Source organism: uncultured Dysosmobacter sp. (assembly GCF_947631165.1).
Classification (GTDB): domain Bacteria; phylum Bacillota; class Clostridia; order Oscillospirales; family Oscillospiraceae; genus Oscillibacter.
The window spans coordinates 35,593-50,896 of record NZ_CANRKH010000007.1 but is presented as its reverse complement, the minus strand read 5'-3'; the positions used below and the strand labels follow the sequence as shown (position 1 = coordinate 50,896).

The following is a 15,304-nucleotide window of genomic DNA, read 5'->3' as shown; positions in this document are numbered from 1 at the left end:
GACTGTAAGATATTCGGATGACCCGAACGGCCGCGGGCTGTCCGCTACAAAAAAAGGGAGGTATTAGTATGAAAAAGATGAAAAAGGCTCTCGCTCTGTTTTTGACAATCGCAATGGTATTGTCATTAGCTGCCTGCGGTAGCAAGACCACCACAGATACGCCCAAGACGGATGCCCCCGCTGCAGAGGAACCCGCTGCCGCCACCGATAAGATCGACAGCCCTTCCACCAGCCTGGTGATCGGTACCGCCGGCGCGGGCGGTACATGGTATGTGCTGGGCAGCGGCATTGCGAATCTGGTGACAAAGTACACGAATATCAATATGACCGCTTCCTCCACCAACGGAACGGTGGAGAACATGCGTCTGACCGGAGCGAACCGGCTGGATATCGGTATGACCCAGCCGCCTGCTGACCATGACGCGGTCATAGGCCAGGACCTGTTCCAGGGCGAGAAATACGAAAATCTGCGCTGGATGTGCGGCGGACACTATTCCATCGGACAGATCGCTGTTCCCGCCGATTCTGACATTCACAGCATTGAGGACCTGAAGGGCAAGCGCGTTGCCATCGGCGTGGTCGGCAGCGGCGTCCGCCATATCGTGGGCAATGGTCTGCTCCAGTTGGGCGGCGTTACCTTGGATGACATCGAGATCGTTTCCGTGAACCAAGACCAGGGCACCGAGGCTTTGCAGGATGGCACCGCTGACGCCGCGGTGTATTCCGGCGGCATTCTGGTCTCTGGACTGCTGAATCTCTCTCAGAGCATGGATGTGCGGATTCTCTCTGTTCCTGATGGCTCTATCGAGAAGATGGAGGAGACAAACCCCGCATTGGCAGCTGCCATGAAGTACGTCACGATCCCGGCGGGCACCTATAAGGGCCAGACGGAGGACGTCACCACAGCCGGCTTCATCACTGCTTACACAGTCAATGAAGCGGTTTCCGACGAGGCGGTCTACGCGATTTTGGAGACGATCTACCAGCATAGCGATGAACTCACTGAGATCTCTACCTCTGGCGCCGAGTACACCCTGGAGGGCGGTCTGGCGGAGGGCTGCACCATTACGCCGCACCCCGGCGCGGTCAAGTGGTTCGCGGATCATGACATCACCATCGAGGATCCGCTGGCCTGACCTCGCTGAGACATTCCGGCCTGGCTCCTTCTGTTTTGCCGGCGGGACCGGCGGAGCAGAAGGAGCGGGCTAAACCTCGCATACGGAAAGGAGAACTTCTATGGCACCTAAATGGCGCACAAAAATCACCATAGTGCTGGGACTTATTCTGGCCGTCATTCAAATTTACGGCGGTCTGCGGCCTATCGCTACACAGACCCTGCGGGCGGTCCACGTTGCTTTGGGCTTGGGCATGGCCTTTATGGTGTATCCGGTCTTGAAGAAAAAAGAAGGACGGCCGGATTTTAAAGAGAACAAGGTGATGTTTCTCATCGACCTTGCCTGTACCGTCGGCATCATTCTCTGCTGCACCTATTTCATCATGGAACTGGACGCACTGGCGTATCGCGGCGGCAACCCGTCTACGATGGACGTGATCGTGAGCTGCGTGGCCGTGCTTTTGGTATTGGAGTCCTGCCGCAGATCCCTGGGAGCAGCAATGCCTATCATCGCGGTTATCTTTATCGCCTATGCTATGCTTGGAAACCTGCCGGGCTTCCTGCAGCACCGGGCCATTGATCTGGAATGGCTGTCCACGCATTTGTTCCTGACCACAGAGGGCGTGTTTGGAACGACCATCGGCGCCAGCGCGACCACGGTGTTCCTGTTCGTGCTGTTTGGCGCGGCGCTGGAAAAGACCGGCGGCGGTGAATTTTTCCTGCAGCTGGCGTACAGCGTCTGCGGCAGGTTCCGCGGCGGCACCGCCAAGGTCGCGGTGGTAGGCAGCGGCCTTATGGGTATGATCTCCGGCAGCGCCGTGGCAAACGTCGCAGGTGTTGGCTCGATCGCCATTCCGCTCATGAAGCAGACGGGATATTCCGCTGATGATGCCGGAGCCATCGAGGCGGTCTCCGCCAGCGGCGGTCTCATCATGCCGCCGGTCATGGGCGCGGCAGCGTTCATCATGGCGGAAAACCTAGGCGTGGCGTATTCGACCATCATTGCGGCAGCGGCTCTGCCGGCGATACTTTACTACATGGCGATCCTGTTCTCTGTGGACTTCATTGCTGGTCGGCAGAATCTGGTGGGTATGCCCAAGGATCAGCTTCCAAAGTTCAAGGCCGTCATGAAGGAAGGCTATTTGTATATCATCCCGATGCTGATCCTGATCTATTTCATCTGCATCGCCAAGACCTCCGCACAGAGAGCGGCTTTTTGGGGCTTCTGGTCTATCGTGGTGCTTTACGGCGTTCAGAAGCTGGGGAAGGAGCGGGATATCCGCGGCTACCTGAAGATGTTGTTCGACATCCTGGTGGATGGTTCCCGGCAGGCTGTTTCCATTATCGCGGCCTGTGCCTGCGCCGGCATCATCGTTGGCGTCATCTCCCTGACCGGACTTGGCCTGACGCTTTCCAGCGCGCTGGTGGATCTGGCCGGCGGCTCTTTGTTCCTGCTGCTGCTGTATACCGCTATCGCCTGCGTGATCCTGGGCATGGGCCTGCCTGTCACGGCCTGCTACATCATCCTGGCCGTTCTGGCGGCGCCTGCCATCATCCGCCTAGGTGTGCCTGAAATCGCGGCGCACCTGTTCGTGATGTATTTCGGCGTTCTCTCCAACATTACGCCTCCCGTGGCCCTGGCCTCCTATGTGGCGGCGGGCATCTCCAAATCCAAGCCGCTGAATGTGGCAGTCACCTCCTGCAAGATGAGCATCGTGCTCTTTGTCCTGCCGTTCATGTTTGTCTATCAGCCAGTGCTGATCCTCCAGAACGTGCAGGCCGTGACGCTGATATCTGCCCTGGTGACCAGCGTGATCGGCGTGATTGCGATCTCTGCAGGCTCCCAGCGGTATTTCCTCAGAAAAGCGAATATTTTGGAGTGCGTGATGCTGCTGGTCGGCGGCTTCTGCATGCTCTATCCGGGCTCGATCACCGACATCATCGGTATCGTCCTGTTTGTCATCGTGCTTCTTGGTCAAATGAAGAAAAGAAAAACCGTGCAAGCGGCAAATGAGTGAAAGTGAGGAAACCATGAAATTTGATACGATCAAAGTCGAGCTTGAAGAAGAACTCGGCATTGCGACCATCACCATCAACAAGCCCCCAGTAAACGCCCTGGGCTCTGATGATTACGGAGAATTATATGAGGCGCTGTATAAGCTGAGCAAAAATAAGGCCATCCGCGTCCTGATCCTGACGGCGGAAGGCGAGAAGCTGTTCGTGGGCGGGTCCGATGTCAAGGAGTTCACCGCGCTGGATGGCGAAACCGGCCCGCTGTATACTGAACGGAACAACAATGTCCGTGCCTACCTTTACAACTTCCCCAAGCCCGTGATCTGTGCGCTGAACGGTTCCGCGTTCGGCGGCGGTGTGGGTCTTGCTATCTGCTGCGATATTCGTCTCTGCGTTCCTGAAGCTAAGTTCAATTTAGGTGAGATCAACATGGGGATCCTGGGCCTGACCCAGCATTTCACCGCCCGGTGCTTCAACGGCACGGCCCGCAAAATGGTCTATACCGGTGAGCGCATCACTGCCACAGAGGCGATGCGGATCGGATTGGTCGACGAGATCTTGACCCGTGAGGATCTGCTTCCCCGCGCCCGGCAGATCGCAAAGGAGATCGCCTCAAAGTCCCCGCTGGCGATCCAGTATGCCAAGCAGTGCATGATCGAGGCCGAGAAAAACAGCCTGGATAAGATCGACTTCGAGGCGGCGTGCATTGGCAAGCTGTGGGCCACCGAGGATAAAAACGAGGCTACCTCTTCCTTCCTGGAGAAGCGGGAGCCTGTATTCAAGGGCCGTTGACGGGGAAGGGGGAACTGCCTGATATGAGCAAGATCATGTCCCTGGAAGCAGCTGTTTCAACGTATGTTCATGATGGAGACAGCATCTGTATCGGCGGCTGCACCACCAACCGGAAGCCCTATGCACTGGTGCGGGAGATCATTCGTCAGGGCAGGACCGGCCTTTATCTGCATGGCGCCGCTTCCGGCGGCGATGCGGATATGCTGATCGGCGCGGACTGCTGCACGGCGTATATCAATTCTTACTGCGCAAACTCCGGCTATACCAACGTGTCGCGCAGGTACCGGAAATATGTGGAGGAGGGAAAGATCCTTTTTGAGGACTATTCCCTGGATATCCATGCCGCGCTCTATCACGCTGCGGCGCTGGGATTCCCCTTCATCGCGGTCAAGCATATGCTGGGCAGCGACTTGGTGGATAAGGTCGGCATCAGTGAGGAGGTACGGGCCAAGCATCCCAAGCTTCCGCCGCAGAAGTGCAAGATCGCCGAAAATCCCTTCAAGCCCGGCGATCAGCTGTGCTACATCCCTGTTCCCGATATCGACGTGGCGCTGATCCATGTGCAGAAGGCGGCACTGGATGGGACATGCCGCATCGAGGGCGCTGTGTTCAACGATCTGGATATGGCCCTGGGTGCAAGACATGTCATCATTAGCTGCGAGGAGATCGTCACGGAGCAGGAGATCCGCAGAGAGCCTGGGCTGAATCAGATCTCCTGCATCATTCCCGACGCCATCGTCCTGGCGCCGTTCGGCGCACATCCCTCTCAGGTCTATAATTACTATGATTATGACCGGAACTTTTTGAAATATTACGACAAAGTCAGCAGAGAGGACGGGCTGTATGAGGAGTTCCTGAAGAGCTGGGTCCAAGAGCCTGCCGATCACTACGCATATTTGGAGCGCTTGGGGACCAAGCGCCTGATGGATCTGCGCGTCCGCAAGGGTATGAACTTTACCGTTGCGCTGGAATCGGAAGGAGGGAAAGCATGAGCTACACAAATAAGGAAATGCAGGTCATTATGATCGCGCGTCAGATCAAGGATGGACAGCGTGTGATCGTGGGCACGGGCCTCCCGCTGGTAGGCGCGTCTTTGGCAAAGCGGACTTACGCGCCCAACTGCTGCCTTCTGGTGGAGAGCGGTATGATCGACGGCTGTCCGATCGAGGCGCCCACCAGCGTCGCGGACCTGCGCTTTTCTAATGGCGCTTCAACCCTGGGGGAGACCTTCCGGTATTTTGGGATGCAGAACAACAATCTGCGTAAGCCGCTGATGGATCTGGGCTTTTTGGGCGGAGCGCAGGTCGATCCCTATGGCAATCTGAATTCCACCTCCATTGGAGACTATCATCATCCCTCCGCACGGTTTTCAGGCAGCGGCGGCGCCAACGGCATCGCCACCTATGTCAACACCGTCCTAATGATGCAGCACCAGAAGCGCCGTTTTGTGGAAAAGGTGGACTATTTGACCAGCCCGGGCTGGATCGACGGGCCGGACGGACGCCGGAAAAAGGGCCTGCCAGAGGATCGCGGACCGCAAGTGGTGATCACGAATCTGGGCTTGATGCGATTCGATGAACAGACAAAGCGGATGTATGTGGCTGAGTATTTTCCGGGCGTCACACCACAGGAGATCCAGGAAAATACGGGCTTTGAGATCGATATATCCAGAGCTGTGGAATCTCAGCCGCCTGAAGAGGAGTGCTTGGAGATTCTCCGCAACCAGATCGATCCCAGCCGCCTTTACATCGGAAAAGAGTGAACCGTTTACGCTGTTCAACAGAATCTGAAATTATACAGTCCGAAAAGGAGGACCATTTGATGAACGAATACTCTATGCCGCGCTACTTTCAGCATATGGAAGCTGTCGGCGAGCCTCTTTTCGCAGTTGATGAAGAGAACAAAGAACTTCTGAGCGGCGCTGAGGATGCGCTGAAAAAGAAAGCGGAAGAGATCCTGGAGGCTGGAAAGCCCACGGCTGATCTGAATAGCGCCGGCCAGCTTTGCGCGATGCAGCGCATTGAAAAGCTTATCGATGAGGGAACCTGGCATCCACTGAACAGCCTGTTCAATCCCCGGGGCAATCCCAATGGGTCCACCAATATTGTCAAGGGCCTGGCCCGTGTCAATGGCCGGTGGGCTGTAATCGTCGCCTCGGATAACAAGAAAATGGCGGGCGCCTGGGTCCCTGGGCAGGCTGAGAATTTGCTGCGGGCTTCTGACACGGCAAAACGTCTGCGGATCCCGCTGATCTATCTTTTGAATTGCTCCGGCGTAAAGATGGATGAGCAGGAAAAGGTCTATCCGGACCGTCGGGGAGGCGGTACGCCGTTTTACCGGAACGCCCAACTGAATCAATTGGGCATCCCTGTCATTGTCGGCATTTATGGGACGAACCCCGCCGGCGGCGGCTATCACTCCATCAGCCCCACGATCCTGGTCGCTCATAAGGACGCCAATATGGCGGTGGGCGGCGCCGGTATCGTAGGCGGTATGTCGCCGAAGGGCCATGTGGATCAGGAGGCCGCCATGGCGCTGATCGAAGCGCAGAAGGGCTTGAAGCAGGACATTCCCGGGACCGTATCCATCCACCATGATGAGACCGGATTTATCCGGGAGGTCTACGGAAGCGAGGAAGGCGTGCTGGAGGCCATTCGCAAGTATATTGGATATACGCCGGCCTTTGATCCTGAATTCTTCCGGGTATCCCAGCCGAAGGAACCCGCCTATCCCGCCGATGACCTGTATTCGCTGTTTCCCGCCAATCACAAGAGACCCTATGAGATCTATGATGTGATTGCCCGCCTGGTGGACGGCTCTGAATTCATGGAGTATAAAAAGGGCTATGGACCGGAGATGGTCACCGGCCTGGCCAAGATCGACGGTATGCTGACGGGCATCGTGGCAAATGTCCAGGGATTCCTGCTGGATTATCCCGAGTACCGCGAGGACGCTTTAGGCGTGGGAGGAAAGCTCTATCGCCAGGGCCTCATTAAAATGAGCGAGTTTGTGACGCTGTGCGCAAGAGACCGCATCCCCATGATCTGGCTGCAGGATACCTCCGGTATCGACGTGGGCAATGAAGCAGAGCGGGCCGAGCTGCTGGGATTGGGGCAGAGCCTGATCTACTCCATCCAGAATTCCGATCTGCCCATGCTGGAGGTCACTATGCGGAAAGGCACGGCCGCCGCGCATTACGTTCTTGGCGGTCCGCAGGGCAACGACACCAATGCGTTCTCTCTGGGTACGGCCGCAACGGAGATCTATGTCATGCATGGTGAAACGGCTGCGGCGGCCATGTATGCCCGCCGTCTGGTGAAGGACCACGCGGCTGGCAAGGATCTGCAGCCCACAATAGATAAAATGAACCGGCTGATCCAGGACTACGCGGACAAATCTCATGCGGAATACTGCGCCACGGCCGGCATGGTGGATGAGATCGTTCGCTTGAGCGATCTGCGCTCCTATCTGCAGGCGTTTACCGCCGCCGCCTACCAAAATCCGAAGGGCATCTGTCCGCATCACCAGATGGTCCTGCCCCGGATCATCGCGGATTACAACAGAGAGCATCCGGTGGAATCGGAGGAGCAGTGACCATGAATGTCGTAGTCTACGCGCTGCTGGCATACGCGGCTACCGCGGTGATCTCCCTGGGCGTTGTGGGGATCATCGTTCTGATCAATAAGCTGCTGTCTGGCGGGAAAGGGGTGGAATAATTGGATATTCTGTCTCAGCTGTTCCCCGGGATCAGTACGTTCTTTGCGATGGAGCCTGTGGTGTCCGTGGCGCGGATTGTCTTGATCGTCCTTGGCTTTATCCTGGCCTATTTTGGTTTCAAAAGAACGTTGGAGCCGCTGATCATGGTCCCCATGGGGATCGCTATGATGTCTGTGAACGCGGGCATCATGTTCCTGAATTCCGGGGTCATCGGCAACATGTTCGTGGACCCGCTCGTATCCGACGCCGTGGAACTGATGGATATCATGCAGATCAACTTCCTTCAGCCCATCTATAACCTTACATTTTCCAATGGCTTGATCGCCTGTCTGGTGTTCATGGGCATTGGAGCGAGGAGCGAGATCAGCTACCTTCTGGCCAAGCCCTGGAGCTCCATCATCATTGCCATTTTCGCGGAGCTTGGCACGTTCGTGACGCTGGTGGCGGGCATCCTTTTATTTGGATTGCCGCCCGGGGCAGCCGCGGCGGTGGCCAGCATCGGCGGCGCTGATGGTCCCATGGTCCTTTTCACCTCTTTGATGCTGGCGCCGGAATTGTTTGTGCCGATCTCCATTATCGCATACCTGTATCTCAGCCTGACATATGGCGGATATCCATTCCTGATCAAGGCATTCATCCCCCAAAAGTATCGTGGGATCGATATGTACGTGGAGGTGCCGGAAGTATCCCAGCGTTCCAAATTCGTGTTTATTGTAGTTTCCTGTTTTGTGCTGTGCCTGCTGCTGCCGGTGGCCTCGCCGCTGATTTTCTCATTTTTCATTGGCATGGCGGTCAAGGAGGCTCAGATAGGAAAATATACGGAACTGCTGGAAGAGGGCCTTTCTTACTTTGCGACATTTTTCCTGGGAGTGATCCTGGGCGTTCTGTGCGAAGCCTCTACTATCCTGAATCCTACGGTCCTGACGATCTTGATCCTGGGGATCATGGCGCTGGCGGTCTCTGCGATCGGCGGACTTTTTGGCGGCTGGGTGATGTATTGGATCTACAAGCGCCGGGGCGATGATTTCAATCCGGTGATCGGGATCGCAGGCGTCTCCTGTGTTCCGACAACGGCGAAATTAGCGCAGCATGCCGCCATGGATGAAAATCCGTTTGCGATGATCCTGCCGGTGGCCATGGGAGCTAATATTTCCGGCGTGTTCACTTCTGCTATTGCTGCGGGCATTTTTGTAAGCACGATCCATCTGATCGGATGAAGTACAAGAATTTTGAGCATTTATTTGAAAGGAGCTATTTAGTATGGAAATCAAGGCAAGAATCCCTGGAAAGGTTGTTTCTCTGAATGTAAAGGAAGGGGATGCTGTCAAGGCGCGCTCTGTTGTAGCTGTCATGGAGGCCATGAAAATGGAGCAGCCCATCGCCAGCCCCGCCGACGGCACTGTGAAAAAAGTGCTTGTCGCAGTCGGCGACAAGGTCAAAAGCGGCGATGTCCTGTTTGTCGTTGAATAAAAAAGAGATCCGCCCAAGTCTGCAAAACGGCGTTTCTTGTGAGAACTGAAAGAATACGATAAAACGGCATAGCGGCACCTCCTGTTGCAGAGTCCTGCATCGGGAGGTGCCGCAGTATTTGTTGAAAGACGTTCAAAATATAGAGAAAGCTCTGCGGAGGAGCAGGGAGAAGCAGGCAAGCAAGGATTCCTTGCGGGGCTTATTCCGGGGCGGTCAGCGGGTGGAAGACCTGGCTCAGACTGCGGCGATAGACTGGAATAGCCGCCAGGAAGGACAGGGCCAGGCCGCCCAGAACGTCCAGCAGGGTATGCTGCTTGATGAACAGGGTCGACAGGCATATCAGAGTGCTCAGGGCCGCCGTGGCCCACCGGACGCCGGGCCGGAGGCGGCGGCAGTCCCACACCGCCAGCGCCGCGCCGATGGAACCCACCACATGGACCGAGGGAAAGACGTTGGTGTTGGTGTCGATGGTGTAGAGGCCGGCGACCCATTGGGCGAAGAAGTCGTCCCCGGATATCACCGCGGGGCGCAGGTCCTGGCCGTTGGGGATCAGGAGCCAGATCCCCTCGCTGATGAAAAAGGTCAGGGACAGAAAGACCATATAGCGTTGGAAGGCGGGCCGGTCCCGCAGCAGCAGATACAGGCCCACGGACACCAGCAGGGGATACCACAGGCAGTAGGGGATGACGAATCCCGGACAGAAGGGGATGCGGCTGTCAATGGGCAGCTGGGTGGCCCAGTAGCCCGGGCCGGACAGACGTTCCATGACCAGAAAGGCCAGCAGATAGGCCGGCAGCCACAGGGCGTACCGCAGCTCGCCCCAGGGAAAGCGGCGGAGAGGATCGGGAAGTCGCATGGGGATCACCTTTTCATAGTTGGATTTCATAGTCAATAACCGCATGCTTTTTGCGTACGGCGGGCACAGCCCGTTTGAAAAATTGTTTGCGATTTTTCAAGTAAATCGACTATACCATAGCACAGAGGACAAGGGGAAAAAGTGAATAAATTGGGAACAAAGTGTGAATCTCGAAAAGGATGCTCAAAGGCGCGGAAAAAGCCGCCGCTGCGGCTGGCAGCGGCGGCTCAGGTCAGGCGGGAAACGACGGGTCAGCGTTCCTCCCGGAAGTAGGGGAGACCCAGGCTTGCGGGGGGCTGGTCCTCCCGTTTCTTCCGCATGGAGACGATGATGAGCACCACCAGCGTTACCACATAGGGGATCATCTTGTACAGCTCCTTGACTGACAGGTCCAGGCCGGAGGGGATGTACAGATACAGAATGTAGAAGCCGCCGAAGAGGATGGAGGCCAGGATGCTGACATTGGGCCGCCAGATGGTGAAGATCACCAGGGCGATGGCCAGCCAGCCCCGGTCACCGAAGGCGTTGTTGGACCAGACGCCGCAGGCGTAGTCCATCACATAGTAGAGACCGCCCAGGCCCGCGATCATGCTGCCGATGCAGGTGGCCAGATACTTGTATTTGGTGACGCTGATGCCCGCCGCGTCGGCGGTGGCGGGGCTTTCGCCCACGGCCCGCAGATGCAGGCCGACCCGGGTGCGCTTGATGACATAAGAGGCGGCGATGGCGATCAGTACCGCCAGATAGGCCAGAAAGCCATAGGACAGGAACACCTGGCCGAACCAGCCCAGGCCGCCGGCAAAGGGCAGGGACTTGCTGAAGTAGGCGCTGGTGGCGGACAGGGCGATGGACGGCACCTCGCTGCCGGTGAGCTTGATGAGGGAGCCGCCGAAGAAGTTGCCGACGCCTACGCCGAAGGTGGTCAATGCCAGGCCGGTGACATTCTGGTTGGCCCGGAGGGAGATGGTCAGCACGCTGTACACCAGACCCATCAGCAAAGACCCCAGAAGAGAGCACAGCAGTGGGACGCCGATGGCGAGGACCGCGTTCATCTCCGCCGCCGGAACGGCCTGCTCATAGAAGAACGCACCGATGACGCCGCAGATGCCGCCCACATACATGACACCGGGGATGCCCAGGTTCAGGTTGCCGGATTTCTCCGTCAGGATCTCGCCGGTGCTGCCGAACAGCAGGGGGATGCCCTGCATCACTGCCCGGGGGATAAAAGATACCAGATCAAACATCGCTCAGGCCTCCTTTCCGGCGGATCTCCGCACGCTGATCTTATAGGTGATGAAGAACTCGCTGCCGATGATGAAGAACAGGATGATGCCGGTCAGGATATCGGAGAAGGAGTGGTTCAGGCCGAAGGCACTGGAGATCTCGCTGGCGCCCCGGCTGAGGAACACCAGCAGCAGGCTGGTGAAGATCATGGCGATGGGATTGAATTTTGCCAGCCAGGAGACCATGACGGCGGTAAAGCCCCGGCCGTCCACCACGGTGGTGGTGAGGGTGTGGTTGATGCCGCCCACCAGCAGCAGGCCCATCAGGCCGCACACCGCGCCGGAGAGCACCATGGTGCGGATGATGACCCGTTCCACTTTGATGCCCGCGTAGCTGGCGGTGCGCTGGCTCTCGCCCACCACGGCGATCTCGTAGCCGTGCTTGCTGTAATTCAGATAGATGTACATGACGCCGGTGAGGAGTGCAACGATCAGGATGCTCAGCAGGTACTGGTTGCCCAGTCTCGGCAGCCAGCCGATCTCGCTGCTCTGGTTGATGATGCCGATCTTGCCGGCACCCTTGGGCACCTCCCACACGATGATGTAATAGGCTGCCAGCTGGGTCGCGATGTAGTTCATCATCAGGGTAAATAGCGTCTCATTGGTGTTCCACCGGGCTTTGAAGAAGGCGGGCAGAAAGCCCCACACCGCGCCTGCCGCGATGCTGGCCAGGATCATGCACAGGATGACCCCGGCGTTAGGCAGCTTATCCGCCAGACAGATCATGCAGGCAGTGGTGGCCAGGCCGCCGATGAGCACCTGGCCCTCGGCGCCGATGTTCCAGAAGCGCATTTTGAAGGCGGGGGTCACCGCCAGGGAGATGCCCAGCAGGATAGCCAGCTCCTGGATCGTGACCCAGGACCGGCGGGCGGTGCCGAAGGCGCCGTAAAACAGAGTGGTGAAGATGTTGAGGGGGTTCTCGCCCGTCAGCAGCATGGTCACCACGGCGCAGGTCAGGAGAGCCGCCAGGATGGCGGCGGCCCGGATGCCCCACGCCTTGTACCAGGGGAGGGAGGCCCGTTTGGAGATATGGAATTTCATCGTCTTATTCATCAGCGCTGCCTCCTCCCACGCGTGTCATCAGGGTGCCCACTTCTCGCTTGTCGGCGGTGCGGCCGTCCACGATGCCGCTGACCTGACCGCCGCACAGCACCAGGATGCGGTCGCACAGCTCCAGCAGAACGTCCAGGTCCTCGCCCACATAGACCACGGCCACGCCCTTCATTTTTTCCTCTGTCAGCAGGTTATAGATGGTGTAGGACGTGTTGATGTCCAGGCCCCGGACGGCGTAGGCCGTCATCAGCACGGCGGGGTCCTGGGCGATCTCCCGACCCACCAGTACCTTCTGCACATTGCCGCCGGACATCCGCCGCACCGGGAAGGCGGTGCTGGGGGTCACCACCTCCAGTTCCTTCCAGATTCGGTTGGCCAGCGCCTCCGGTTCCTTTCGGTTCAGGAACACGCCCCTGCCGCTGCGCCAGGAGCGGAGCATCATGTTGCCGGTCATGCCCATGGAGCCGACCAGGCCCATGCCCAGCCGGTCCTCCGGCACAAAGGCCATGGACACGCCGCACTTGCGGATGGCCATGGGGTCCAGGCCCACCAGCTCCCGGCCCTCCGGGCCGTTTTTGCCCTCCGGGTCGTGGAAGCGGACGCTGCCGGATGCGATGGGGTAGAGGCCGGAGATGGCTTCCAGCAGCTCCCGCTGGCCGGAGCCGGCGATGCCGGCGATGCCCAGGATCTCACCGGCGTTGGCAGTGAAAGTGACGTCGCTGAGGCGCTTCACGCCCAGCTCGTCGTAAACCGTGAGGCCCTTGACCTCTAGGCGGGGAGCCACGTTCACCGGCTGGGGCCGGTCGATGTTCAATGTCACGGCCCGGCCCACCATCATGTCCGTCAGGGACTGCTGGCTGGCGTCGCAGGTATGTACGTCGCCGATGTACTCACCCTTCCGCAGAACCGCCACCCGGTCGGAGACTTCCAGCACCTCGTGGAGCTTGTGGGTTATGATGATAAGGGATTTGCCGTCAGCCTTCATGTTCCGCATGACGGCGAAGAGCTTATCCGTCTCCTGAGGCGTCAGGACGGCGGTGGGCTCATCCAAAATCAGGATCTCCGCTCCCCGGTACAGCACCTTGACGATCTCCACCGTCTGCTTTTGGGAGACTGACATTTCGTAGATCTTCCGGTTCAGGTCGATCTCGAAGCCATACCGCTGGCAGATCTCCGTGATGGTCTGCTCGGCCTTCTTCAGGTCCAGCTTTCCCTCGTCCTTCAGGCCCAGCACGATGTTTTCGGCGGCGGTCAGAACGTCTACCAGCTTAAAGTGCTGGTGGATCATGCCGATGCCCAGATCGAAAGCGTCCTTGGGGGAGGAGATGGTCACCGGCTGGTCGTTGACGTAGATCTGGCCCTCGTCAGCGTAGTAGATGCCGGAGAGCATGTTCATCAGGGTCGTCTTGCCGCTGCCGTTTTCACCCAGCAGGGACAGGATCTCGCCCTTGTGGAGCTCCAGATTGATATCGTGGTTGGCCACCACATTGCCGAAGCGCTTTGTGATGTGCTCCATTCTGATGGCGTTCTTAGCAGTTTCCAAGGCTGTCATCCTTTCTCTAGGGGAGGGGCCGGAGAGCCGCCTCCCGGGGTTTGAGCCGATCCGTGAGCCGATTTGTATAAAACAATTTTACCATAATCCACAGGTAATGTAAATCAAAATTCCAGGGGCTTTCTTCAAAAAAATCCCTGCCCGGTGTGAGCCGGGCAGGGGAGGTATGCATGCACAATGACATACCCAGGAGAGGATCAATAGGCCTCGTCCAGCAGGGTGATGCCGTCGATCCGCAGGTCGAAGTAGGGGGCGGAGCGGAACTCGGACTCGTGGAAGTAGCCGTCAAGGATGACCTCGGTGTCGGGGGTATAGTTGGCATCGGTGTCCACGTCGGCCTGATAGCTGTCCAGAGCAGTGCCGCCCACGGTGAAGGCAGCGGTGTCGAACACGTGCAGGGAGCCGTCCTCCAGCTTGGCGGTGGCTTCCTTGATGGCGTCGGCAGTACCTTCGGCGATGACGTTCTCGTTCAGGTCGGTGAGGACCACGGAGCCGGTGGCCAGGGTTCCAGTCCAGTCGGCGTCAATGGCTTCGCCGTTCATCACGCAGCCGATGGCGTACTCATAGTAGGGCGCCCAGTCGATGCGGGAGGACACGATGTAGGTGTTGGGGCAGGCGGCCGCAGTGGAGCCGTTGTAGGACACGTTGGGTACACCGGCCAGCTCGCAGGCAGTGGGAGCGCCCATGGAGTCGGCATGCTGGCTGATGAGCTTGCAGCCGTTGTTGATGAGCTTCTGCGCGCCTTCCTTCTCGGCGGTCTCGTCATACCAGGAGCCGGTGAAGGTGACTTCCATGGTGGCGGTGGGGCACACAGAGCGGGCACCCAGGAAGAAGGAGGTGTAGCCGGAGACCACCTCGGCGTAGGTGTAGGCGCCGACATAGCCGATCTTGGCCTCTTCCGCGGTGAACTTGCCGTCAGCGATCATCTCGTTGAGCTTCATGCCGGCGGCAATGCCCGCCAGATAGCGGCCCTCATAGATGGAGGCGAAGGCGTTGTGGTAGTTGCTGAGGCCCTCGGTGTGGGCTCTGGTGCCGGTGGAGTGGCAGAACTGCACATCGGGGAAGTCCTTGGCGGCCTGGATCATGTAGTCCTCATGACCGAAGCTGTCGGCAAAGATGATGTTGCAGCCGTCGTCCGCCAGCTCGGCGGCGGTGTCATAGCACTCCTGACCCTCAGGGACGTTGGTCTTGATGACGTAGTCGGTGACGCCCAGCTTTTCGCAGGCGGCCTTGGCGCCGTTGATGAAGTTCAGGTCATAGGTGGAGTTCTCGTCGTGCAGGCAGATGAAGCCGACCTTCACGGTGGGAGCGGCAGGCTCATCAGTCTTGGCGGGCTCGTCGGTCTTGGCAGGCTCTTCGGCCTTGTCACCGCCGCAGGCGGCCAGACTCAGGACCATGACCAGAGTGAGGAGCAGTGCAAGAAACTTCTTCATTCTAATTTTCCTCCTTTATGC

At 58.2% G+C, this 15,304-nt stretch carries 13 protein-coding genes; 8 read left to right on the top strand and 5 right to left on the bottom strand.

Annotation, left to right across the window (positions count from 1 at the left end):
• The first annotated feature begins 68 nt into the window (after nt 1–68).
• The 8 genes from Q0Z69_RS05295 (at nt 69) to Q0Z69_RS05260 (ending at nt 9,106) form a co-directional block, all read left to right on the top strand.
• Nucleotides 69–1,136, top strand: a complete 1,068-nt coding sequence (locus Q0Z69_RS05295; RefSeq protein ID WP_298030447.1) for a TAXI family TRAP transporter solute-binding subunit — start codon at nt 69–71, stop codon at nt 1,134–1,136.
• 100 nt (nt 1,137–1,236) lie between these two features.
• Nucleotides 1,237–3,132, top strand: a complete 1,896-nt coding sequence (locus Q0Z69_RS05290) for a TRAP transporter permease (RefSeq protein WP_298030445.1) — start codon at nt 1,237–1,239, stop codon at nt 3,130–3,132.
• A 13-nt stretch (nt 3,133–3,145) separates the two neighbouring features.
• Nucleotides 3,146–3,919, top strand: coding sequence for an enoyl-CoA hydratase/isomerase family protein (locus tag Q0Z69_RS05285; protein ID WP_298030443.1), 774 nt, complete (start codon nt 3,146–3,148; stop codon nt 3,917–3,919).
• Nucleotides 3,920–3,942: 23 nt separating this feature from the next.
• A complete protein-coding gene (locus tag Q0Z69_RS05280) occupies nt 3,943–4,911 on the top strand; it encodes a CoA transferase subunit A (protein WP_298030440.1) in 969 nt (322 codons plus the stop codon).
• Nucleotides 4,908–5,681, top strand: coding sequence for a CoA-transferase subunit beta (locus tag Q0Z69_RS05275; RefSeq protein WP_298030437.1), 774 nt, complete (start codon nt 4,908–4,910; stop codon nt 5,679–5,681). The genes Q0Z69_RS05280 and Q0Z69_RS05275 overlap by 4 nt, the downstream gene beginning before the upstream one ends.
• Before the next feature lie 59 nt (nt 5,682–5,740).
• On the top strand, nt 5,741–7,513 hold the full coding sequence (locus Q0Z69_RS05270; RefSeq protein ID WP_298030433.1) for an acyl-CoA carboxylase subunit beta: 1,773 nt from the start codon (nt 5,741–5,743) through the stop codon (nt 7,511–7,513).
• Nucleotides 7,514–7,635: 122 nt separating this feature from the next.
• On the top strand, nt 7,636–8,853 hold the full coding sequence (gene madB / locus Q0Z69_RS05265) for a Na+-transporting malonate decarboxylase, carboxybiotin decarboxylase subunit (RefSeq protein WP_298030431.1): 1,218 nt from the start codon (nt 7,636–7,638) through the stop codon (nt 8,851–8,853).
• A gap of 43 nt (nt 8,854–8,896) precedes the next feature.
• Nucleotides 8,897–9,106, top strand: a complete 210-nt coding sequence (locus Q0Z69_RS05260; RefSeq protein WP_298030428.1) for a biotin/lipoyl-containing protein — start codon at nt 8,897–8,899, stop codon at nt 9,104–9,106.
• Nucleotides 9,107–9,305: 199 nt separating this feature from the next.
• Here the strand turns inward: Q0Z69_RS05260 and Q0Z69_RS05255 are convergent, their stop codons facing one another.
• The 5 genes from Q0Z69_RS05255 to Q0Z69_RS05235 form a co-directional block, all read right to left on the bottom strand.
• Complete coding sequence (locus Q0Z69_RS05255; protein WP_298030425.1) at nt 9,306–9,992, bottom strand: phosphatase PAP2 family protein; 687 nt, start codon at nt 9,990–9,992, stop codon at nt 9,306–9,308.
• 221 nt (nt 9,993–10,213) lie between these two features.
• The gene (locus Q0Z69_RS05250; protein ID WP_298030422.1) at nt 10,214–11,206 is read right to left on the bottom strand and encodes an ABC transporter permease; all 993 of its coding nucleotides are present in this window, start codon (nt 11,204–11,206) and stop codon (nt 10,214–10,216) included.
• 3 nt (nt 11,207–11,209) lie between these two features.
• Nucleotides 11,210–12,298, bottom strand: a complete 1,089-nt coding sequence (locus Q0Z69_RS05245) for an ABC transporter permease (protein ID WP_298030420.1) — start codon at nt 12,296–12,298, stop codon at nt 11,210–11,212.
• Complete coding sequence (locus Q0Z69_RS05240) at nt 12,291–13,850, bottom strand: ABC transporter ATP-binding protein (RefSeq protein WP_298030417.1); 1,560 nt, start codon at nt 13,848–13,850, stop codon at nt 12,291–12,293. The genes Q0Z69_RS05245 and Q0Z69_RS05240 overlap by 8 nt, the downstream gene beginning before the upstream one ends.
• A gap of 197 nt (nt 13,851–14,047) precedes the next feature.
• A complete protein-coding gene (locus tag Q0Z69_RS05235; RefSeq protein WP_298030413.1) occupies nt 14,048–15,283 on the bottom strand; it encodes a BMP family ABC transporter substrate-binding protein in 1,236 nt (411 codons plus the stop codon).
• Between the last annotated feature and the right edge of the window lie 21 nt (nt 15,284–15,304).